Source organism: Paraburkholderia sp. GAS32 (assembly GCF_050434225.1).
Taxonomy (GTDB): Bacteria; Pseudomonadota; Gammaproteobacteria; order Burkholderiales; family Burkholderiaceae; genus Paraburkholderia; species Paraburkholderia madseniana.
Genome location: NZ_JBNPVS010000001.1, coordinates 16275 through 37250 on the forward strand (window position 1 = coordinate 16275; position 20976 = coordinate 37250).

The window sequence follows — 20976 nt, forward strand, 5'->3', positions numbered from 1 at the left end:
TGGCTGCGGCCTTGGCGTAAAACCTGAAACACCGTTTAGCGGCGCGTACGCGGTTTGCTCGGCCGTGCGTGCACCGTTCGTACCTTTTGCACCTTCAGTGCCGCCTGCCGCGCTTGCCATTCGGCGAGCGCTGACTGATAGCGTTCGAGTGCTTCATCGTAGAGATCGAAGACACACGGATTGCAGCCACTATGACAACAATCGTCGAGGTCGGGCTGCGCGGGCGGCACCGGCTGCGGGTCGTCCTTGGGTGTGGCGCGGGGCACGGCGAATCGCTTTTTCCAGAAGGCGGGAAGCGCCCAGTATAAGTTGATCTTCCGCGATGCGTGCGGCGCCCCGCTCAGCCCCGCCCGACGAACGGCATCTTGCTTGCCATGATGGTCATGAACTGCACATTCACCGACAACGGCAATTCGGCCATATGCAGCACCGCGTCGGCGACGTGCTGCACGTCCATCAACGGCTCGACCGCGATTTCGCCGTTCGCCTGCGGCACACCGCGCGCCATCCGCTCGGCCATTTCTGTCGCCGCATTGCCGATGTCGATCTGCCCGCACACGATGTCGTATTTGCGGCCGTCGAGCGAAACCGCTTTCGTGATGCCGGTAATCGCGTGCTTGGTCGCCGTGTAGGCGATGCTGTTCGGCCGGGGCGCATGCGCGGAAATCGAGCCATTGTTGATGATGCGGCCGCCCCGCGGCGTCTGCGTTTTCATCAGACCGAAGGCGGCACGTGTGCAAAGAAACACGCCCGTGAGATTGGTGTCGACCACCGAGCGCCATTCGTCGACATCGAGCTCATCGATATCCACCGGCGAGCCGTTGCGGCCCGCGTTGTTGAACAGTACGTCGAGACGGCCGCGCCGCGCGCGGATCGTGTCGAACAGCGCGGCGACGCTGTCGGCATCCGTCACGTCGCAGGCCACTGCAAGCGCGTCGCCGCCCAGTTGCTGCGCTTCTTCGACCACGGCGTCGAGCGGCGCCTGGCGACGGCCGGCGAGTACGACGCTATAACCGTGTTCCAGCATCTTGAGCGCGCAGGCCCGGCCGATGCCGCTGCCCGCGCCCGTCACCAGCGCGACTTTCTTGATTCCCGTTCCTGTCACAGCACCTCTCCTGCTCCGTTTCTTAGGCCTTAGCACCATACAACAGCGGATCGCCCATCACAAATGCAACGGCGCGGCCGTCGCGAAGCATGGCGTCTTTCAGCATTCTTTCATTACTTATCGTTACCTTCCGCAACAGCGTCGCATTGCGCATCAATGGTATCGTTGGCTGTTGCGCGTCACGCGCGCGATTCAGGGCCTTCCCAGGACGGAGGAAGGAAGACAGGAAGCACGCTTTATGAACGAACTTTTCACGCCGCAGCAACGCAACGAGGCTCCGCCGCAGCGCCGCTGGCCGCGCACCAGCTATCCCGCGATGCTCACGGCCACCGCCGCATGGCACGTATTCGTACTGGCGGGCTGGCTGCTGGCACCCGCCGCATGGCCGTGGTGGCTCGCCGCGATCGTCGTGAATCACGCTATTTTCACGGTAGCCGGCCTTTTGCCGCGCACCTCGCTGCTTGGCCCGAACTGGACGCACCTGCCCGCCGGCGCGCGCAACGCAGACGCGATCGCACTGACCATCGACGACGGCCCCGACCCGGTCGTCACCCCGCAAGTGCTGGATCTGCTCGACGCTTTCAAGGTGCGCGCCACCTTCTTCTGTATCGGCGCGAAAGCGCAACGCTACCCGGAACTCGCACGCGAGATCGTCGCACGCGGCCATGCGCTGGAAAACCATTCGCAGGTTCACGTCCACACGTTTTCGATCACGTTTCCGGGCGCGCTCACCCGCGAGATCGGCGCGGCGCAGCGCACCTTCGAGGCATTGAGCGGCGAGCGGCCGATGTTCTTCCGCGCCCCGGCGGGGTTGCGCAACATCTTTCTCGAGCCCGTGCTGCGCAAACTCGATTTGCGACTTGCGGCATGGACGCGGCGCGGCTACGACACGCGCGAGCGCGATCCCCACGTGGTCGCGCACCGGCTGCTCCGCGGCCTTGCGCCGCGCGACATCCTGCTGCTGCACGATGGCAATGCCGCGCTCACCATCGAGGGCAAACCGCTGATACTCGCAGTCCTGCCGCGCGTAATCGACGCGGCGCGCAGCCAGCACCTGCGCTTCGTTACGCTGCGTGAAGCACGCATCGACGACTGAACTGTGAGCAATCTTTCCGCGTGGTTCGGCCACCGGCACGCGGCGAGCCACGCAAACATTGCTTACGCGGCTCAAGCACTGCTCAGGCGCGATTGACTGTTACACGCGGAAATCCGCCGCCATGTCTTCGTCCGTGCGCGCCTCGAGCTCGCCGCTGCGGCAGGCCTTCAGGAACACGTCGTAATCACGCTCCACCTGGTCAGCGTAGCTGGCGGCATAAGCCGCGAGCGACTCCGCAAACTGGTCGCTACGGCCGATATACGCGCTGACTTCGATCGCCTGGCCACTCGCCTTGGCATGCGCGCGCGCCATGATCCAGCCGCAGAGTTTCGCGTACCCCTCCAGCAGGTCGGTGTCGAACAGTTCGATGTTCGCCGACAGCTTCATGTCGCGCAGTTGCCGGAAGTAGAAATGGCGCCCTAACGGCCCGTTCGCCCAGCCGAGAAAGATGTCGCTCGCGGCCTGCAACATGCGCTGCCCTTGCACGACGCGTTCGCCCTCGTGCTTGACGGGAGGCGACTTGTAGTACTGGGCGACCACCGACGGCCGCGCCTCCTTGAGCTGCAGGAACAATGGCTTGCCCATGTGATCCACGTTCAGCACGACCATGCAGCGCGTGCCGACGCTGCCGACGCCCACCACTTTGAATACGATGTCCTGCACGGTGAAATGGCTGAGCAACTCGCGCCGGTCATGCGACATCGTCTTAAGGTACTCGCCCCACATGCGTTCGAGCATCTTGCGCCAGTTGTGGCCCTTGAATGCCTCGGTTTCTTCGGGTGTGAACAGCGTGTTCGCGCCTAGCACGTGGAACAGCGCCGGCGGCGCATCGCGGATCGTCCAGTGGTCGCCGTCGTGCTCGGCCATTTTCTCCAGCAGATTTTCGTGGGTGCGGCTCGCGGCCTTTTCCATGCCGCGCCGCACGATACGGCGGCGCTCGGGGGTCAGCGCGGTTTCCGCCATGCGGTCGAAGGTGATGCGGTCGTACCAGAGTTCGAGCGCGCCGCATTGCGCGTATTGCGCCATGCGGTCGCGGTATTCGGTGACGGCGGTCATCACCAGATTCTCCGCTGCTCCACGACTCAAACGCATATGACGTGCAGCGACCACGAGGCTTGCGGTCAAACGTTTCAGGTCCCATTCGAAGGGACCTGTGGCGACTTCGTCGAAGTCGTTCAGATCGAACACGAGTTGACGCTCCGGTGTCGCGAAGCCGCCGAAATTCATCAAATGGCCGTCGCCGCAAATCGGCATGGTGAGGCCGGTGTCGGGGACACGGCTCAGGTCGTGTGCCTGAATGATCGCGGTGCCGCGATAGAAGGTGAACGGCGACACCGACATACGCCCGTAGCGCAGCGGCACGAGCCTTTCGACTCGCCCCTCGCTGCTTTGCTTGAGCAATTCGATCGGGTTGCGATGCAACTCGCCTACCGCGCGATGGCTCGAACGCTTCGAGTGCTCACGGGCGGCGCGGCCACGGGCCTCCCGTTCGGCGATGGTGCTGGCTTTCATGCTCTTCTCCGGTTTTTTTGTGTGAATCTTTACTATCGGTTCTAGAAGACTGTTTCTGCTGGCACGGTGAGCCATCACCAACGGTAGCCCACACCGCCGAAAATCACATCCGAGTCGCGATCATAGCGTGTCACGACACGATTCCATTCGATCCGCGCATTCCAGTGATCGGTCAGGCGATAGGAGCCGGCGATCGTGACGAGGCCCGAAAACTTCCCGGCGCCCGGCCCTGGCGTCAGGCTGTTCTCGTTTTCGTTGATCGCATAGTAGGTGCCGACGCCGAGCCCGAGCGATACCTTATCGTTGAGGAAGGCACGCGTCGCCCACAGTTGGCTGGTCAAGCCGTCGCGGCGCGCCACCTTGCTGCTGCCCTCGTGAAGATAGCCAACCGTCACATCGAGGTATTTCGCGAGCCCGCGACGGTACTCGATCGCGCCGCCAAGTGCAGTCGGCGAGCTGGTTGAATTGATGATGGTTTCGCCGAGGTACACCGCCACTTCGTTGTTGGTGACCTTGTGCGTACTGCCGCTCGCCCAGTCGCGTGGACCGGGTGTGCCCGGGGCATCGAGCTGATAGCCGACGCCGAACATCACGCTGGTCGCATCCGGCCCGCGCTGCACATGCACGCGATTCAACTGCAGTTGCGTGATCCACCGGCTCGACGCGTAGTACGCCGCGCGCACGCTATACACGACGCCCCAGCCGTGAGTGTCCGAATAGCTTCCGCCTTGCACGGCCGTGGTAGTGTCGAAGTAACGGTATGGACCGACGCCCGCCTGCAGGACGAACTGTGGGCTGCCGACGGGAATACGGCCCCATAGCTGGATCATCTGGCCGTCGCGATGATGATTGGGAATGTGCCCTTCATTCAGCCACGTGAAGCTCGCGGCGAAGTATTGCCCGAGCCCTTCCTGATAGTCGATTGCCCAGGTGTAGGTGTTCGTGCTGCCCGCGCGCGAGCCGCCGCCGAATAGGGAAAACTCCTGGGCGTGAGCCGCGTTGGACGCGAATAGGAGCCCGAGACCGGCAATGCAGGAGGCCGCTTTGGTTGCCAGCTTGATGTTCTCGGCAGAATTCAGATTCCACATGCTTTTCGCATCTCCGGATGGGCCGCTGTCGCTGCCGGCATTCGTGAGCCGACGAGAAGCCGCGTGGCGGCATTGAGCGCCGGAACCGGCTGTCGTTACAAATTGTTTGCCATGCTAGCAGACCGCCCGGTAAAAATGCCACACCATGCGTTTTGGATAACCCGATCATGCAACCACATCCTTAATCATCCGGTCCGCAAATCCCCACTATTGGTTGCGACCACAACGACTGGTCGCAACACGACGGACAAAATTACCGGAAGTCGATTCGATCGATTAACCAATTGGTGAATATTTTTATTTTCACGGATGCGCACACTTCAGACATCGCGACTCTGGCCGTTTACCTGTACATACAGAATACTAGTGGCGCCTTCGAAAAAGCCCTTGAAATAGGGCCTGTTCCACCGAACGTGCGTCGTGCAAGATAATGGAGAGAGCATGTTTGTCGCAATCGGCTGGGTAGTGGTAATCGCTTCTGTGATCGGTAGTTTTGTCGGCGTAGGCGGGCATCTTCCCGCGCTTGTTCAACCGTTCGAATTGCTATGCATTTTTGGCGCGGCGATAGGCGCGTTTGTCGTAAGCAATCCGACCGCCACGCTGAAGAAAACGATCAAGGCGATTCCTTCGTGTTTCAAAAGCGGTGGGTATACGAAGGAAAAATATCTTGAACTGATCGCGCTGCTTTACGAGTTGCTTCAGAAGGCACGCAAGGAAGGCATGATGTCGCTCGAAGCCGACGTCGCCGCGCCCGAAGAAAGCGTGCTGTTCCAGAAGTATTCGCACGTGCTGGAGGACCAGCATCTACTCGACTTTATCGTCGACTATTTGCGCATGATGTCCGGCGGCAACGTGAACGTGCTTGAAGTGCAGGACCTGATGGACGAAGAACTGGCCACGCATCATGCGGAAGCGTCGATCGCCGCCAACGCGATCCAGAAAATGGCCGACGGCTTACCTGCATTCGGCATTGTTGCCGCCGTGATGGGTGTGGTTCATACGATGGGCTCGGTCGGTGCGCCGCCCGCCGTGCTCGGCGAAATGATCGCCGGCGCACTGGTCGGCACCTTCCTCGGCATTCTTCTCGCCTATGGTTTTATCGGTCCGGTCGCCGATCTGCTCAATGCCAAGGGCCGCGCCGAAGCCAAACCCTATCAGTGCGTGAAGGCCGTGTTGCTCGCCTCGCTCTCCGGGTATGCACCACCGATCGCCGTCGAGTTCGGGCGCAAGGTGCTGTTCACCGCCGACCGTCCGAGCTTCCAGGAACTGGACGACGCCGTGCGCGCCACCAAGATGCCGAAATCGGCCTGACGCGGAGCGGCATCATGAGTGAAAGAAGATCGCGCGCGTCCCAACAGGTCGAAACACCCGCTCCCGTGATCGTGCGCCGCTCGAAAAAGAGCGACGATCATGGGGCCCATCACGCCGGTGCATGGAAAATCGCCTATGCCGACTTCGTCACCGCGATGATGGCGTTCTTCCTGCTGATGTGGCTGCTCGGTTCGACGTCGAAGTACGACAAGCAGGGCATCGAGGACTATTTCAACACCCCGCTATCGAGCCTGCTCGGCGGTAACGAGGGCACGGCAGCGGCACGTCCGAGCGTCATCCAGGGCGGCGGGCGCGACATTTCCGACACCCGGCCCGGCGACGGCAAGAAGAGCCAGACCGAACCGACGCCGCCGACCACGGTCCCACCGATCGTGGTGCCAGCGGACGCGGCACGGCTTCAGCAGTTGAAAGAGAGGCTCACCGCCTTGATCGAGCAGAGCCCGGCGTTGAGGGCATTCAAGGATCAGATCCGCATTTCGATCACGAACGAAGGTCTGCGCATCGAGATTGTCGATTCGCAGAATCGTCCGATGTTTCCGTCCGGCAGTTCGAAGTTGCAGCCTTACGCCGTGACGATCCTGACGCAGATCGGCGCCGCGCTCAACGACGTGGAGAACCGCATTTCGATAGCCGGCCATACCGACGCGGTGCCATACACGGCCGGGCCCGAGGGCTACTCGAACTGGGAACTATCGTCCGACCGGGCCAACGCCGCGCGCCGCGCGTTGGTCGCCGGCGGCATGCGCGGCGAGAAGCTGCTGCAGGTGCGCGGACTCGCCGATGTATTGCCGCTGAACAGCAACGTCGCCGACGAACCGACCAATCGGCGGATCAGTATTCTCGTGCTAAATAAGGCTGCGGAACTCGCGTTCTTCCACGACGGCGGCCGTACGGCAATTGATGAAACGTCGCCCGCAAGCTCGGCTATACCCGAGGTAGTGAACCGTTTGCAGCCGGTCGGTGTTTCACGTAGCACGCCGTAGAATTTTTTACGTCGACGTGCTTGGCGTCAGACACGTTGTCGTCAATTCCGCCCTGTTGTTTGGCGGATTTTTGACATTGATGGCGGTATTCGTGGGGATTAATTTCCGGCGGAGACGCTGATAAAAATCACGCCGTTGCATCGCCATCGCACCTCGACGGAGACCGGCTCCAGATGACCAATGGTTTTCGAAGTACTCTTCGGCGAGCGCAGCGCCGCCGGAAGTATGACGCCCTTGTCACAAGCGCATGCAGGTGCACGCACACAGATTCCAGATGCACCACTACCCTGTGTAAACTATGGGTCCCGCTTAGCAGGAGTGGTTTGAGCCGCTTTCTTTTGCCTACTTTTCTTTGCGGCATGCAAAGAAAAGTAGGTGCCGCCCCGCACAGGGGCAACGCTAATAGACCACTAACAAAACAAGGAAAGGCCAACGCCGCCCGAGCAAGCACCCCAACAGCGCCAGCCAGCCAAAAACATCAAACCGCCGCCACAACCCTCCGCGGCGACAAAACCGACACAACAAAACTAACAACAACATTAGCAGCGAGCGCAATCAACCCAATATAAACCGGATAAACCGCATCCCCAACATGCAAAGCAAACACCGGCTTTAGCCCTTGAGAAATAGCAAGCCCAGTCCCAAGCACGATCCCGACCAACCACCCAAGAAACAACCCCGCCGTATTCAACCGCCGCGTATACAACGAAAACACAATAGCCGGAAAGATCTGCAAAATCCAAACCCCACCCAGCAACTGCAAATCAATCGCATACTGCGTCGGCAGGAACACAATAAACAACAGCGCCCCAAACTTCACAACCAGCGAAACGATCTTCGCCGTAGAAGCCTCAGCCTCAGGCGTGATATCCGGCGAAACGAGAGGACGCCACAAATTCCGCGTGAACAGATTAGCCGCACCAATCGACATGATCGCGGCGGGCACCAACGCGCTAATCGCAATAGCCGCAGCAGCAAAGCCAACGAACCACGACGGGAACAGCGTGTTAAACAGCGCCGGCACCATATCGGACGCCGACTTCACATGCACCCCAGCCGCAATCGCCATATACCCGAGCAACGCAATCAACCCCAGCAACAACGTATAAGCCGGCAGGAAAATCGCATTCTTGCGCACCGTATTAGCCGACGAGGACGACAACACCGCCGTCATCGTATGCGGATACATAAACGCCGCCAGTGCCGAACCTAACGCAAGCGAGGCATAAGCAGTGAACTGCGCCGGCTTCAGAATGATCCCGGTTGCACCGCCCTTGGCCTTGAAATACGTATCGGCCGCATCGAACACATGCGCATAGCCGCCGAGCTTCGCAGGAATCAGCCAAATCGCCGCGATCACGATGATATAGATCATGATGTCCTTGACGAACGCGATCATCGCCGGTGCCCGCAAGCCGCTTGCGTACGTGTAAAGCGCAAGAATCACGAAGGCGACGATCAGCGGCATCTCGCCCGTCACACCTAGCCCTTTGATCACGACTTGCATGCCCACCAGTTGCAGCGCGATATATGGCATCGTCGCGACAATGCCGGTCAATGCAACCGCAGCAGGAAACCACTTGCCACCGTATTCGCCCTGCACATAGTCCGCTGCCGTGATGTGATCCTTCGCCTTCGCGATCTTCCACAGCTTCGGCATCACCGCGAACACGAACGGATAGACGATGATCGTGTACGGCAGCGCAAAGAAGCCATACGCGCCCACCGAATACACCAGCGCGGGCACCGCGATCACCGTATAAGCGGTATAGAAGTCGCCGCCGACGAGGAACCACGAAATCACCGTGCCGAACTGGCGACCACCCAGACCCCACTCATGCAGTTGCGTCAGATCGCCCCGCTTCCAGCGCGCGGCAAAAAACCCGATCACAGTGACGAGAACAAAAAACGCGATAAAGACGGTCATCGCGACCGGGTTCACAGGATTGACATCGCTCATTTGACACCTCGGTACACGACGTAAATCAGTAGCGAGGTCAACGGAACCCACAAGAACTGATACCAGTAGAAGAAAGGAAAGCCGGCGAACGAGGGCCGCGTGTCGTTATAGAACGGCAACCACAGCAACGCGATGTACGGGATCAGCAGGATTAGCCATAGCCATGAACGGCCGGCAGATTGGGAGGTCTCCACAAACTTCTCCTAGGTCTATTATTGAAATCGCGCTCCGGAAGGCGCGGTGCGTCGTGGGGATGTAGTATTCGCCTTCGTGAGCGCTCTCACAAGCGCGCAACTACGTAAGCCGGCTACGTAATACTACGTAGCCCGTCGGCCGTCCTGTCTACGATGAAACTCAAAGCAAAGATTGTCCTGCTGGCGATCGTGCCCTTTCTGGCGGCCATCGCCAGCATTGAAATTGGCGTGCGCCAGGAAGCCACGGCGCTCGCAGACACGCAGCACGCGACCACCCAGGCCGCGTACCTGGCCAGCAAGGAAATCGAGCTCAAACACTACGTCGAGCTCGCGACCACGGCGATCGCCCCGCTCTACAACGCCGGCCAGGACAACGCCCGCGACGACGCAATGCTGCGCACCCGCGCGCTCGACATCCTCGAGAAAATGGATTTCGGCAAGGACGGCTACTTCTTCGTCTACGACATGCACGGCCGTTCGCTGATGCATCCGCGCGAACCCGATCTCGTCGGACGCGACCTCTGGGAGCTGCGCGATCCGCAAGGCATGCTGACGATCCAGCAATTGCTCGCCACGGCCACGCGCGGCGGCGGCTATGTGCGCTACGTGTGGCATCGTCCGTCGACGGGCAAGCTCGCGTCGAAACTGGGTTACGTGGTGCCGCTCGAACGCTGGGGCTGGATGATCGGCACCGGCATCTATCTCGACGATGTCGACGCCACGCTCGCGGACATCGATCAGCGCGCGGCGGCCAACATCGATCGCACGATGCAGTGGATCGACGCCATCGCACTCGCCGGGCTCGCCGTGATCGCATTGTGTGCGCTGGTACTCAACGTCACCGAATACCGCAGTGCCGATGCAAAACTCAAGCGGCTCGCGCAGCAGGTGGTCGACTCGCAGGAAAACGAACGGGCGCGCCTGTCGCGTGAATTGCACGACGGCATCAGTCAGATGATGGTTTCCGTGAAGTTGCTGCTCGAATCGGCGTTGGCGCGCTTCGAACGCAGCGATGTACGCGTGCCTGCGGCGGAAGCCGCGCTAACGACCAGCGTGGCGCGCATCGGCGATACCTTGCGTGAAGTGCGCCGCATTTCTCACGCGCTGCGTCCGTCGATGCTCGATGACCTGGGCGTAGCGGCCGCGCTGGAGCAACTCACGCGCGAGTTGAGCGACGAATCCGGCATCGAGATCGGCTTCACGCAGATCGCCCACACTCATGCAGCGGCTTTGCCGGAAGCCGTGAATACGGTCCTGTTCCGTATCGCCCAGGAAGCGCTGACGAACATCGTGCGGCACGCACAGGCGTCCAGCGCGGCGCTCTCGCTGGAAGTATCGAGCGACGCCGTCACGCTGACGATTTCGGACAACGGGCGCGGTTTCGATGTGGCGCACGCACTCGTCAGTCCACGCGCGGGCGTGGGTCTGCGCAATATGCGCGAGCGACTGGACGTACTGGGCGGCAAGCTGTCGCTCAGTTCGCAAGCCGGTCATACGATCGTAACCGCGCGCGTGCCGATCGTTGCGTCTGGGCTTCAATCGCCGGCCTTGCAGGAAACCTCTCTATGAACGACATGTCACTTGCCATCGCACGTCTGATTCTGATCGACGACCATCCGCTTGTACGCGACGGCTTGCGCGCCCGGCTCGAAGCCGTGCGCAACATCGAAATCGTCGGCGAAGCGGGCAATGCGCAGGAAGCTCTCGCACTCGCCGCCAGCCAGGAACCTCATCTGGTGCTGATGGATGTCGGCATGAACGGAATGAACGGCATCGCGTTGGCCGGCATGTTTCATGAGCGCTTCCCGGCGATACGCGTGCTGATGCTCTCCATGCACGACAACCTCGAGTACGTGACCCAGGCGGTGCGCGCGGGGGCCAGCGGTTATGTGCTCAAGGACTCGCCCGCCACCGAAATCATTCAGGCGATTGGCGCGGTGCTGGAAGGCAAGACGTTTTTCAGCGCGGGGCTGGGCGCACGATTGATTCAGGCATCGGCGACGCAATCGCCCATCGAACGGCTCACGCCGCGTGAGCGCGATATTCTCGATGCGCTCGCGGAAGGTCTCTCGAGCAAGCAGATCGCTCAACGCAACGACCTCTCGGTGCGCACGGTGGAAACGCATCGGCTGAACCTGAAGCGTAAGCTCGATATCGAAGGCCAGGCCGAGTTGATCAAGTTCGCCGTTGAAAATCGTCGCAAGAGTCAGTGATGCCCTGAGCCGCTGCATAATCTCGACTGGGTAGTCGAGAATCAAAACCGTCGGTCCGTCTGCCCCACGCTCAAATCCCGGAGCCCAAGACGATGAAGCGCCTGATCCAACAGCACCTGGCGAGTCTGCTGATCTGCATGGCCGCGACGCATGCCCAGGCGCAAGCGCAACGCGTCAATCGCGGCCACGATCCATTCTTTCAGATATCCAAAGCGATCGACAAATGCCCGGTTCCCTTAGGTCTACTCGAGACCGAGCAGGAATGGCTCGACGACAGTCATTACCGGATCGAGCGCGGCAATAGCTGCTGGGTGGAGGGCCGTTGCCGTCTGTCGAACGCGTATCTCTACGACGTGGAAATCGCCGACGCCGTCCAACGGCGTCTCACCAACATCAATTACGCCACTCACTGGCGCGAACAGTCGACGCTGTGGCTTACGCTGCAACGTCGCTTCATCTACGTACAAGGCTGCGTCGCACCAGGCTTCGACAAACAGACGTTCCTCGCGGAACTCGCAAAAACCGCGGACGTCGAGCGCGTGATCGACGACACCACGACCAACCCGCACGCAGCGTCGCTACCCTATAAAACGCTGGCAGATCCTGACAAGCCCGTGATCGATCCGGGCAACTAGCCACAGTAGCGCAGCGGCGGCAATCTAGTCAGCAGCACCCCCACGGTCACTATTGTCCCGAATGATTTGAGCGATCAGCACGTCCGCATCGCGCGAGACGTTATCGTGAACGCGGGTACTCTGTGTGGCCGCCGGCGTATCGTTGCCGATCAGATGACCGCTGCGCACATGGGTATCCACCGAGACCTGCATCGACAGGCCGAGCCGCAACGGATGCGCCGCGAGTTCGGCCGCGTCGAGCGAAATCACGATCGGCACGCGCTGCACGACCTTGATCCAGTTACCGGCAGCGTTCTGTGACGGCAGCATCGAAAACGCACTACCCGTGCCAGCTGAAAAGCCCTCCACGTGCCCCTGATACACCACTTGCGAGCCGTACACGTCCGACACGATGCGTACCGGCTGCCCCACGCGCATGCTGCGAATCTGGCCTTCCTTGAAATTCGCCTCGACCCAAAGACGCTCGAGTGGAATGATCGACATGAGTGCAAGCCCCGGCCCGACCTGCTGGCCGATCTGTACCGAACGCTGTCCGACCGTGCCGTCGACGGGAGAAACGACTGTGGTGCGCTGCAGATTACGGTAAGCGAGCCGCAATTGCGCTGCGGCCTGCAGAACCGGCGGGCTGGCTTCGACCGGGAATTTCCCGCCGAGCGCGCGGGCGGCATCGAGCTGGACTTGCGCCGAGGCGAGGTTCGCTTGCGCGGCTGCGACCGCTTCGCGAGCACGCGCCAATTCTTCCGGCGACACGACTTCCACTGACGCATGATCGCGCGCCGCCAGTGCACGTTGCGCCAACGCGAGTTCGGCGCGGCGCGCGTCGATTGACTGGACATAGAGCTTGCGCGAGATCGTCGCGTTCGCCACCTGTCGCACGGCGAGTGTCAGTTGCGCTTTGGCCTGCGCGAACGCGGCGGCTGCCTCGGCATCGTCGAGTTTGACGAGCGGCTGACCGGCACGCACCTGCCGTGTGTTGTCCACCAGAATATCGGTGACCGTGCCGGGTATCTGCGCGGCGATCTGGACGATGTTGCCCGCCACGTAGGCGTCGTCGGTCTCTTCGAAGAAACGCGCGCTTAAGCCCCAATACGTCAGCCACGCCACACCGGCGAGCGCCACCACGCCGAAGAAAACGGCAAAACGGCGCCGGCGCGCCGCCCGTTTCGAATCATGCGCGTCGCCCGCTATGCCTGTCGCGTTTGCCGGGTTTGCCTGCTCCTCGGTCCAGCCCGCGGCATGTTGTGCCTGTTTATCGTTGTGCATTCAATCGAAGTGCGTATCCGTGATGCGTGCGTGGGAGGGAAAGGTGGCCTGATAGTGAGAAATCGGTGCGCCCACCACCTTGCGTACGTCGAAGCCGCCACCGAGCGCGCCGACCAGCGCAACCTGCAGCATTCTGCGGCGGCCCTGCAAATCCACCTGCTGCGCCCGTTCGTCGAGCAAAGACAGGTCGGCCAGCGTCACGTCCTTCTGCATGCCGATGCCGCGGCGATGCCGCTCTTCAGCGATCGCGACGATATGCGAGGCCGCTTCCACGGCGCGCGTCTGCTCGGTCGCAAGCGTATCGACAGTGCGCAAGGAAGTCAGCTGGCGCGCGACCTCGCCGAGCGCCTCGTCGACGGTCTTGTTGTAGAGGCCGATCGCGGCGTCGACATTGGCGTAGTCGCCGCCTAATTGCGCGTGCAAACGGGTCCGGTCGAAAATCGGCAAGGAGATCGCCGGTCCCACCGAGCCGGTCAACGCGGCGCGCGAGAAAAGCGCGCCGGGCGTCAATGCTGTCAGCCCGGCAAAGGCCACCAGATTCACGTCCGGATAGAACTGGGCCCGCGTGGCGTCGGTGTTGGCGAGCGCCGCTTCAGCCCGCAAACGCGCCGCCACGATGTCGGGCCGACGGCCCAACAGATCGACCGGCAATTGCGCAGGCATCGGCGCATCGGCCGCCGCGGCCAGTTGCGGACGATGCAGCGACAAACCCCGCTCCGCGCCGCGCCCCGTCAACACGCCGATCTGCAATTCGGTCAGTTTGATGCGCTCGTCGTTGAGCGCCTGCTGTGAAGCGAGCCGGCTTCGCTTGAGTGTGGCATCGGCCGAGTCGTACGCGTTATCGATGCCACGCGCGCCGCGCTCGCGCAAGACCGCATCGACCCTGTCCGCGGCCTGCTGCTTTTGCAGCAAAATGTCCTGCATCGCAAAGGCGCGGTCGAGCTCGCAGTAGAGCGTCACGAGCGCGACCGTCAGCGTGAGCCGCGCCTGCTCCGCATCGACTCGTACAGCGTCGCGCGTGGACAGCAGGCTGCCGGTCAGCGCGGCATTTTTGCCCCACAGGTCGAGCTGGTAGCTCAGGCCCGCGAACAACGCGGCCGGCGAGACCACCGGATCGTTGAACAACTGCACCGGAATCTGCTGGCCGCCGACGGATACGTTGGCCACATCGTTCGGCTGCGGTAAGCGGGCTTTACTCACCGTCGCGCCCGCCGTGCCGGTGAGGCCGGTGAGCGATGCAAACTGTTCGAGTTGTGCCTGCGCGGCACCCACTCTCGCTTTGGCAATCTGCAGGTCGGGATTGTTTTGCAAGGCTTCGGCGGTCAGCTCATCCAATTGCGGATCGCGGTAGCGCTTGACCCAATCGGGCGCGGGCCATGCACCGTTCGCGCCTGGCCCGATGGTCTGCGAAAGTGCATCGGCGGATGGCTTGAGCGGTTTGACGTTCGCTTGCAGACCCGCATCGCTCACGCAACCGCTCAGCGCCGCTGCAATCAGCAGCAGCGGCAGCAGCAACGGCAAGGTGCGTGGCATAGGGAATTGCATAGACCGTCTCATGAGTGCCGGGTAAGAGGCATTGCACGTTCTCCTGCTACCGGCGTATTCATCTCGCAAAAGCTCGCCGAGTTAGCCGCATTAACCGCATTCGTGGTCCTGGCCACTTTGGCCGCAAATCGCGGACGGGTCCGCTCAAGCGGCCCCATTCGTCCGAAGAACCCATCGAATAGACCCAGCGCAATCGCGTTGAGCTTGGCCAGCTTGTCTTTTTCAAGCAGCGCAATCTGCACGATTTGCCAGAGCGTCAGCACGTTCGGCACGATTGCGACCGGCAGACGCATTCCATATTGCAGCGCAAGCTGCATCGCGTTTCGCGCGCTGTAATAGCGGCGGAAACCGGGGTGATTCATCGTCGTCAATTCCAGAGAACCCAGTTTGTGGCGGCGCCGTGAGCCGATCCGATGCAGCAGCACGAGCGACGGCACCACGTACACGGGCACATTACGCAGCAATGCACGCAGGCAGTATTCGGTATCGACGTGGTCGATAAAGAGCGCTTCGTCAAAGCGGCCGAGGCGCGCGAACGCCTCGCGTGAAATGACACAGCCGGACGAAATCAGAAACGCGCAGCGCTGCAGCGCGGCATCGGCGTGTATCGACAGCCTCTCTACCGCCAAACCGCTCGTCGCGAGTTCGGGCAGGAAGCGTTGATCGTTTTCATCGAAGATGCGCGGGCCCGCTAAAAATGCCCGGCCACTCATCGACGTGCACCGGTCGCGCATCACGGCGAAGTAAGCCTCCGGCGCCTCGGAATCCTGATCGAACAGCGCGACCGCATCCGCGCCTGCGTCGAACAGCGCACTCAAGCCGCAATTGAAGGCGCCGGCAATGCCGTTGCGATTACCGTGATGCAGCAACGCGACGCCAGCCTCGCCCAGCATCATCGCGGCGCGCGCGTCCGGCAACGGTGAGTTGTCGACCACCAGCAAGCGGTCGCACGCCGAACGCATCGCCACCGCGCGCGCGAGCTGCTCTTCACTCGGATGAAACAGGATGATCAATGCGCCCAGGATCGTCATTCGAAGTTCCTCAGTGACCTAAAGCCATCGCCGCGCCGCGCTTGGGACGCGTGAGCCACATCATGACGGCGAGCACGAGGCAGGTGATGCTTGCCATGTAGAACATGTCGCCGGTCGCCATCATGTAGGCCTGTTGCTGCACGACGTGATGCAAGGTGGTGAGTTCGCGCGCGCCGTCGATGCCCATGCCGTGCAGACTCTGAACGAAGCGCTGCGTATTACCGGACGATTTCGTCACCGACTGCGCGACGACGTCGTAGTGATACAGCGCGCGGTTATCCCATAGCGTGACGCTCATCGCCGTGCCGAACGCCGCCGACAGTGTGCGCAAAAAATTCGACAGGCTGGAGGCCGCGGCGAGCTTGTCGTCGGATACGCGCGAGAGCGTCGCTGCCGTCAACGGAATGAAGAAGCACGGCAAGCCGATGCCCTGAATCAGACCCGGCGTGATGATCTGTGTGAAAGTCATGGTCAGCGTGAAATGCGCATCCCACCACAGCACGGCCGCGAACACGAGAAAGCCGAAAGTCGCGAGCACGCGCGCGTCGAAACGGGCCGCATAAATGCCGACCAGAATCGAGAACACCAGCGCCAGCACGCCAAGCGGCGCGGTGGCGAGTCCGGCCTGGTACGCGGTGTAGCCCATCACAGCCTGCAACCAGAGCGGAAAGATCACGCCCACCACCGAGAAGCTCATCATGCCCAGCGAAATGATCAGCACGCAGAACGAAAACGTGCGATCACGGAACAGGCTCAGATCGATCACCGGATGCCGTTCGCCCGCCTCCCAGATCAACAGCGACACGATCGCCAACCCGGCGATGATCGCGAGCATCAGGATCAAAGGCGAATCGAACCAGCCGCGGTCGTGACCGAGATCCAGCACCGTCTGTAGCGAGCCCACGCCGACGACCAGCAAGATAATGCCAGGCAGATCGATCGGCACCGCCTTGCCAACGGGTGCATCGCGGCGCAGCAGCGTCATGCACACTGCGAACGAGAAGATGCCGATCGGCAGATTGATCAGGAAGATCCACGGCCACGAAAAATTGTCGATGATCCAGCCGCCCACCACCGGACCGAAGATCGGCGCAAGCAGCACCGTCATCGCCCACAGCGCGAGTGCCACGACGCGCTTATCCGGCGGAAAGGTCCGCAGCAGGATCGTTTGGGAAAGCGGCACCATCGGCCCGGAAAAGAGCCCCTGCAATGCCCGGCATACCACCAGAAGATGAAAGTCGCCGGCCACACCGCATAGCAGCGACGTCAACGTGAAAAGGATCACCGCGCCAAGGAACAGCCGCGTTTCGCCGACCCGCCGCGAGAGCCAGCCCGTCAAGGGCACGGCGATGGCGGCGGCCACGGAGTACGAGCTGATCACCCACGTACCCTGGCTGTTGGACACGCCGAGGCCGCCGGAAATAGCCGGTACCGCGACGTTGGTTACCGTCGAATCCAGGACTTCGATGAATGTGGCCAGCGACAGCGCGAACGTCAGCAAGGCGAGCCGCGCACCGCGCATGCCGGGTACGCTGCGCTCGCCGGTGGCGCCAGGGCCGACGCCGTGCGCCTCGTCAAACGACGCGGCGCGTTTCGGCAATGGCGTGGCGGCGCTCATACGCTATGCCCGCTGTCTGCGAACGCCGGCAAAGACATGCGGCCGACGGTTTGCGCGCGCATGCCGGTCGGCATGAAACCTTCGATATAGCGTGCGGCCGCCTCGCAACCATCCGGCGACGACGCGAGCCGGTCCTGCACGCGCCCGCACTGCGTCGCGATTGACGGGCTGCCGAGCAAATGCCTCAGCGCACGCGCAAGCGCCTGCGGCTCCAGTGGTTTATCGAGCCGAACGCCGCAACCGCTCACGACGACACGCTGCGCGTTATCGAACTGATCGTGCGCGAACGGCGTAACCACTTGCGGAATGCCGGCAGCATACGCAAGCGCCGCCGTGCCGATGCCGCCGTGATGCACCAGCGCCCGGCAGCGCGGCAACAGCTTCTGTAGCGGCACGTAGCGCCGCTTGAGCAGCGCGCCCTGTGCGTCTGTTTGGGCGGCTGGCACTTCGGTTCGAGGCGCATCCGGCGTCAAAAGAATCCCGCGCAGCCCGCTTTCCGCCAGCGCCGCGCTCACTGCATTCGTATAGCGCGCCTGATCGATCAAGGTCGAACCGGCGGTGAAAACCACCGGCCGCTCGCCCGCGGCGAGAAAGGCGTCGAGTTGCGGATCGGGCGCGTGCACGCCCGTTTCGTTGAACAGCGGAAAACCGCTGAGGCAGCGCGGCGACGGCCAATCCGGCTGAGCTTGCGCGAACCAGTCGGGAAAGAGACACAGCACACCGTCGGTCGAATGCAGCCACTCGCCGAAAATGCGCCGCGCCGGTGCGAGCCCCAGCTCCACACGCAACGCATTCAATGCGGGGCCGCAGACCTTGTCGAGCGCCTGGCGCTCGATCAGCCGCAGCAGCGCCGTTTTTACAGCCAGCGGCAAGCCACGCGGAATCGTCAGCCGCGGGTGGGTGGGCGGCGCATGCGCGGAGAGCAGTGTCGACGGCGAGACCTGTACCGACACGAACGGCACCCGATACAGCTCCTGCATCAACCGCGCTGAAAAAGCCCACAACGTGCCGACCAGCACGGTGTCGTTATCGGTCAACGCAGCCAGCGTGTCGAAATGCGGCCGCAACGTCGGCGCGATCACCGCCCACAACGTGCGGAATGACGTACGCGGATGCCATAGCGCCGGGTTCGCCATCGCCGCTTCATATTCGGCGGCGGTGCCGATCGGCACGAATGTGGAACCCTGGCGCGAGACAGCCTCCGCGAACGGCGGATGCGTGCAGAAGACGATCTCGTGGCCGCGCGCAGCCAACGCCGCGCCGATGCCGAGCAAAGGATGTACGTCGCCCGCCGAGCCGATCGCGGTGATGATGACTTTCGTCATTCAGGTCGCTCAGAAGAGACCGGGAATCAGCGCGGCGACGTCGCGACGATACTGCGAATACGCGCGGCCGAAGTGACCGGTCAGCCAGCTCTCTTCGACCCGGACCTTGTACGCCAGCGAGGCGAAAATCAGCACTAACCCAGCCACGCCACGCCATTGCGCGCCGATCAGCACAGCGCCGAGCAGCGCCAGCAGGCAGCCGGTATAGATCGGATGACGAACCAGTCCATAAGGTCCGCTGCGCACCAGCTCATGCCCTTCCTTCAGTGTGACCGACACGCTCCAGTTAGTGCCGAGATGCAGCCGCGCCCACACGGAAAATGCGAGGCCGGCCAGCAGCACGGCGAGGCCTGCCAACTGCAACGGCCCGATCGCATGCGGATCGAAGGACAACGCCGCTGTGTTGAAGTCCGGCAGGACGATCAACGCGCCTCCGCCGATCAACGGAATCGACTGCAACGTGCGCGATAGAGACGCCTCCTTGCGCGCGGTTTCTTTGACCCGGTTCGACGTCGCGATCCAATACAGCAGCCACAGCGTCCACGGTACGACGATAGCGATGCTCTGAGCGATATTCACGGTAGTTCGACCTGTTGGAACGAGTGATCGGCGGAAGCTTGCAACGCGACATTCGCGACGTTCGCGATGGCGGGTTGTTGCACCGGCATGATGGGCGCGCGGGCGGCGAACGTGTCGAAACAGTCGAGCCCACGGCCTGGCGCCTGCGCCCGCGCGGCGCCGAAGTAATCGAAAATGGCCGTCCGAACCTGGCGCAGCGCGGCCCGCCCTTCGAGATCGAGAAAATGCCCGGCCTGCTCGATCGTCAGAAACTCGGCGCGCTTCAGATGCGCGCTAAGCGAGCGGGCGTCCTCCGGTGTGGTGTAGTCGTCGATCTCGCCGTTGAGGAATTTCAGACCGCACTCGATGTTGCGGAACTCGTGCAGATAGTCCTCTGGACGAATGGCCAGAATCTGGTCGACGTGAAAGGCCACCTGATCCTGCTCATCGCGTGGCAGCGTTGAGAGGTAGCGGTAGTTATAGAGCTTCATGATGCGCGGCAGATGCTGGCCAACGGTATCGTTGAGCAACTGCGCGGCCTTCAGATTTTCGCCGGCGGCGATGTGGTCGCGTGCCGCGGTCACGTACGCGGTCATCGCCGCGTTGAGCCGCGGCGAGAACGACGCAATCACAGCGCGTCTCACGCTGGAGCGCGCCCGCGAGAGCGCCAGCAGCGACGCCACCCCGCCCCACGACACCGACAACAGGAAGCTAGGCTCGAATAAGCCTATTAGATGCAGCAGAATGTCGACTTCATCGTCTTTTGTCAGAACGAAGTCGCACACGTTATGCGCTTTCGATTGACCCGCATAGGGTAAATCGAAACAAATTGGGTTATAGCGTTCGCCGAGGTATTTGATTGTCTGTCCGAACGACGCCGTGGTGGCCAGCGCGCCGTTGATCAGAATGACACTCTCGAAGGCCGGATCGAATACGTGACGTTCAACGTAGACTTTCAGGCCCGCCGGTAGCGGAACAAGGAGTTTTTCGATGGGCATGGCGTATTCGCATGCACTTGCGCAAGGCAAATGCGTACCGATACCGCGCCCGCGCTCGCGGACGCCTTGCGGCCGTACTACCGGGGATCAGGCCCATGCGATTTGCCTTTACGTACATTACGTACCTTTACGCCGGCAAATCCGATCCGCGACGACCGCTGCTGCACCGAAAACACGTACCACTCGACGTGATACCCGCCTGCTCTTCGTGACGCGCGCCTGAACTCAGGTCCGCTTCAATCGAGCGTTCGATGCCTCGTAATATATTTATATGTAATTTCGAATGCGCTGCTTCAATCTCTGCGGCGCGCCATTCGTTGACGCCAGTCTGCCCTCACTGCGTGAAGACTTCATGTCAATATACGATGACGGAAAGCTTTTTAACATGTTTCAAAAATAAAAGCTAAAAAAAGTCATTGAGCATATGTTCGAATTTGGCGGGAAAATGTTATTGAAAGGAAACAGCAGCGCGTTGCGCAGTCATTCCGTCGCCGCTGCGTAGCCAGCAGCGGCGCGAACT

The 20976-nt window shown here is 61.7% G+C and carries 18 protein-coding genes and 2 pseudogenes; 6 read left to right on the forward strand and 14 right to left on the reverse strand.

All coding sequences use genetic code 11. From position 1 onward, the window contains the following. Positions 1-35: 35 nt before the first annotated feature. The 3 genes from P3T25_RS00085 to P3T25_RS00095 form a co-directional block, all read right to left on the reverse strand. Entirely contained in the window at positions 36-266 is a 231-nt protein-coding gene (locus P3T25_RS00085) for an oxidoreductase-like domain-containing protein (protein WP_168435930.1), read from the reverse strand. 74 nt (positions 267-340) lie between these two features. Beyond that, positions 341-1105, reverse strand: coding sequence for an SDR family oxidoreductase (locus tag P3T25_RS00090; protein WP_429357200.1), 765 nt, complete (start codon positions 1103-1105; stop codon positions 341-343). 22 nt (positions 1106-1127) lie between these two features. Then, positions 1128-1259, reverse strand: a complete 132-nt coding sequence (locus P3T25_RS00095; RefSeq protein ID WP_429357201.1) for a hypothetical protein — start codon at positions 1257-1259, stop codon at positions 1128-1130. Positions 1260-1343: 84 nt separating this feature from the next. Here P3T25_RS00095 and P3T25_RS00100 point away from each other — a divergent pair, with 84 nt between their 5' ends. After that, a complete protein-coding gene (locus P3T25_RS00100) occupies positions 1344-2201 on the forward strand; it encodes a polysaccharide deacetylase family protein (RefSeq protein ID WP_154565719.1) in 858 nt (285 codons plus the stop codon). Positions 2202-2300: 99 nt separating this feature from the next. On the opposite strand, the gene P3T25_RS00105 is transcribed toward P3T25_RS00100, so the two are convergent. After that, positions 2301-3713, reverse strand: a complete 1413-nt coding sequence (locus tag P3T25_RS00105; protein WP_429357202.1) for a DUF2252 domain-containing protein — start codon at positions 3711-3713, stop codon at positions 2301-2303. Between the two features lie 74 nt (positions 3714-3787). Next, positions 3788-4801 (reverse strand): hypothetical protein, encoded by a 1014-nt coding sequence (locus P3T25_RS00110; protein ID WP_429357203.1) that lies wholly within the window; start codon positions 4799-4801, stop codon positions 3788-3790. Between the two features lie 441 nt (positions 4802-5242). Between P3T25_RS00110 and motA the strand changes: the two genes are divergently transcribed. Further along, on the forward strand, positions 5243-6112 hold the full coding sequence (gene motA / locus P3T25_RS00115; RefSeq protein ID WP_171928243.1) for a flagellar motor stator protein MotA: 870 nt from the start codon (positions 5243-5245) through the stop codon (positions 6110-6112). Between the two features lie 14 nt (positions 6113-6126). After that, a complete protein-coding gene (gene motB, locus P3T25_RS00120) occupies positions 6127-7116 on the forward strand; it encodes a flagellar motor protein MotB (RefSeq protein ID WP_429357204.1) in 990 nt (329 codons plus the stop codon). A 478-nt stretch (positions 7117-7594) separates the two neighbouring features. On the opposite strand, the gene mctP is transcribed toward motB, so the two are convergent. Both mctP and P3T25_RS00130 read right to left on the reverse strand, forming a co-directional pair. Further along, positions 7595-9076: a monocarboxylate uptake permease MctP gene (mctP, locus tag P3T25_RS00125; protein WP_429357205.1), complete on the reverse strand. Its 1482-nt coding sequence runs from the start codon at positions 9074-9076 to the stop codon at positions 7595-7597. Continuing rightward, positions 9073-9270 (reverse strand): DUF3311 domain-containing protein, encoded by a 198-nt coding sequence (locus tag P3T25_RS00130; RefSeq protein WP_093634922.1) that lies wholly within the window; start codon positions 9268-9270, stop codon positions 9073-9075. The genes mctP and P3T25_RS00130 overlap by 4 nt, the downstream gene beginning before the upstream one ends. Before the next feature lie 153 nt (positions 9271-9423). Between P3T25_RS00130 and P3T25_RS00135 the strand changes: the two genes are divergently transcribed. The 3 genes from P3T25_RS00135 to P3T25_RS00145 all read left to right on the forward strand — a co-directional run bounded on the left by P3T25_RS00135 (position 9424) and on the right by P3T25_RS00145 (position 12118). Continuing rightward, positions 9424-10839, forward strand: a complete 1416-nt coding sequence (locus tag P3T25_RS00135) for a cache domain-containing protein (protein ID WP_429357206.1) — start codon at positions 9424-9426, stop codon at positions 10837-10839. Beyond that, a complete protein-coding gene (locus P3T25_RS00140; RefSeq protein WP_171928246.1) occupies positions 10836-11483 on the forward strand; it encodes a response regulator in 648 nt (215 codons plus the stop codon). The genes P3T25_RS00135 and P3T25_RS00140 overlap by 4 nt, the downstream gene beginning before the upstream one ends. 92 nt (positions 11484-11575) lie before the next feature. Continuing rightward, a complete protein-coding gene (locus P3T25_RS00145) occupies positions 11576-12118 on the forward strand; it encodes a hypothetical protein (protein ID WP_429357207.1) in 543 nt (180 codons plus the stop codon). Between the two features lie 24 nt (positions 12119-12142). Here the strand turns inward: P3T25_RS00145 and P3T25_RS00150 are convergent, their stop codons facing one another. From P3T25_RS00150 to P3T25_RS00180, 7 genes and pseudogenes are all read right to left on the reverse strand, one after another. Further along, on the reverse strand, positions 12143-13381 hold the full coding sequence (locus P3T25_RS00150; protein ID WP_429357208.1) for an HlyD family efflux transporter periplasmic adaptor subunit: 1239 nt from the start codon (positions 13379-13381) through the stop codon (positions 12143-12145). After that, a complete protein-coding gene (locus P3T25_RS00155; RefSeq protein WP_429357209.1) occupies positions 13382-14926 on the reverse strand; it encodes an efflux transporter outer membrane subunit in 1545 nt (514 codons plus the stop codon). It abuts the gene before it with no gap. Positions 14927-15060: 134 nt separating this feature from the next. Continuing rightward, positions 15061-15957, reverse strand: a pseudogene (locus P3T25_RS00160) (glycosyltransferase family 2 protein); the annotation flags it as partial. A 10-nt stretch (positions 15958-15967) separates the two neighbouring features. Next, positions 15968-17575: a DHA2 family efflux MFS transporter permease subunit gene (locus P3T25_RS00165; RefSeq protein ID WP_429357210.1), complete on the reverse strand. Its 1608-nt coding sequence runs from the start codon at positions 17573-17575 to the stop codon at positions 15968-15970. Beyond that, a complete protein-coding gene (locus P3T25_RS00170; RefSeq protein WP_429357211.1) occupies positions 17572-18900 on the reverse strand; it encodes a glycosyltransferase in 1329 nt (442 codons plus the stop codon). The genes P3T25_RS00165 and P3T25_RS00170 overlap by 4 nt, the downstream gene beginning before the upstream one ends. A gap of 9 nt (positions 18901-18909) precedes the next feature. Next, positions 18910-19479: a methyltransferase family protein gene (locus tag P3T25_RS00175; protein ID WP_166618361.1), complete on the reverse strand. Its 570-nt coding sequence runs from the start codon at positions 19477-19479 to the stop codon at positions 18910-18912. A 140-nt stretch (positions 19480-19619) separates the two neighbouring features. Continuing rightward, positions 19620-20456: pseudogene (locus P3T25_RS00180) on the reverse strand (alpha/beta fold hydrolase); the annotation flags it as partial. Between the last annotated feature and the right edge of the window lie 520 nt (positions 20457-20976).

What these genes read in the sequence shown, in the direction of transcription:
- P3T25_RS00150 (WP_429357208.1), bottom strand. Translation starts at nt 13,381, where the DNA reads ATGCACAACGATAAACAGGCACAACATGCCGCGGGCTGGACCGAGGAG.
- P3T25_RS00135 (WP_429357206.1), top strand. Translation starts at nt 9,424, where the DNA reads ATGAAACTCAAAGCAAAGATTGTCCTGCTGGCGATCGTGCCCTTTCTG.
- motB (WP_429357204.1), top strand. Translation starts at nt 6,127, where the DNA reads ATGAGTGAAAGAAGATCGCGCGCGTCCCAACAGGTCGAAACACCCGCT.
- P3T25_RS00095 (WP_429357201.1), bottom strand. Translation starts at nt 1,259, where the DNA reads ATGCGCAATGCGACGCTGTTGCGGAAGGTAACGATAAGTAATGAAAGA.
- P3T25_RS00145 (WP_429357207.1), top strand. Translation starts at nt 11,576, where the DNA reads ATGAAGCGCCTGATCCAACAGCACCTGGCGAGTCTGCTGATCTGCATG.
- P3T25_RS00170 (WP_429357211.1), bottom strand. Translation starts at nt 18,900, where the DNA reads ATGACGAAAGTCATCATCACCGCGATCGGCTCGGCGGGCGACGTACAT.
- P3T25_RS00140 (WP_171928246.1), top strand. Translation starts at nt 10,836, where the DNA reads ATGAACGACATGTCACTTGCCATCGCACGTCTGATTCTGATCGACGAC.
- mctP (WP_429357205.1), bottom strand. Translation starts at nt 9,076, where the DNA reads ATGAGCGATGTCAATCCTGTGAACCCGGTCGCGATGACCGTCTTTATC.
- P3T25_RS00100 (WP_154565719.1), top strand. Translation starts at nt 1,344, where the DNA reads ATGAACGAACTTTTCACGCCGCAGCAACGCAACGAGGCTCCGCCGCAG.
- P3T25_RS00110 (WP_429357203.1), bottom strand. Translation starts at nt 4,801, where the DNA reads ATGTGGAATCTGAATTCTGCCGAGAACATCAAGCTGGCAACCAAAGCG.
- P3T25_RS00155 (WP_429357209.1), bottom strand. Translation starts at nt 14,926, where the DNA reads ATGCAATTCCCTATGCCACGCACCTTGCCGTTGCTGCTGCCGCTGCTG.
- P3T25_RS00165 (WP_429357210.1), bottom strand. Translation starts at nt 17,575, where the DNA reads ATGAGCGCCGCCACGCCATTGCCGAAACGCGCCGCGTCGTTTGACGAG.
- P3T25_RS00105 (WP_429357202.1), bottom strand. Translation starts at nt 3,713, where the DNA reads ATGAAAGCCAGCACCATCGCCGAACGGGAGGCCCGTGGCCGCGCCGCC.
- motA (WP_171928243.1), top strand. Translation starts at nt 5,243, where the DNA reads ATGTTTGTCGCAATCGGCTGGGTAGTGGTAATCGCTTCTGTGATCGGT.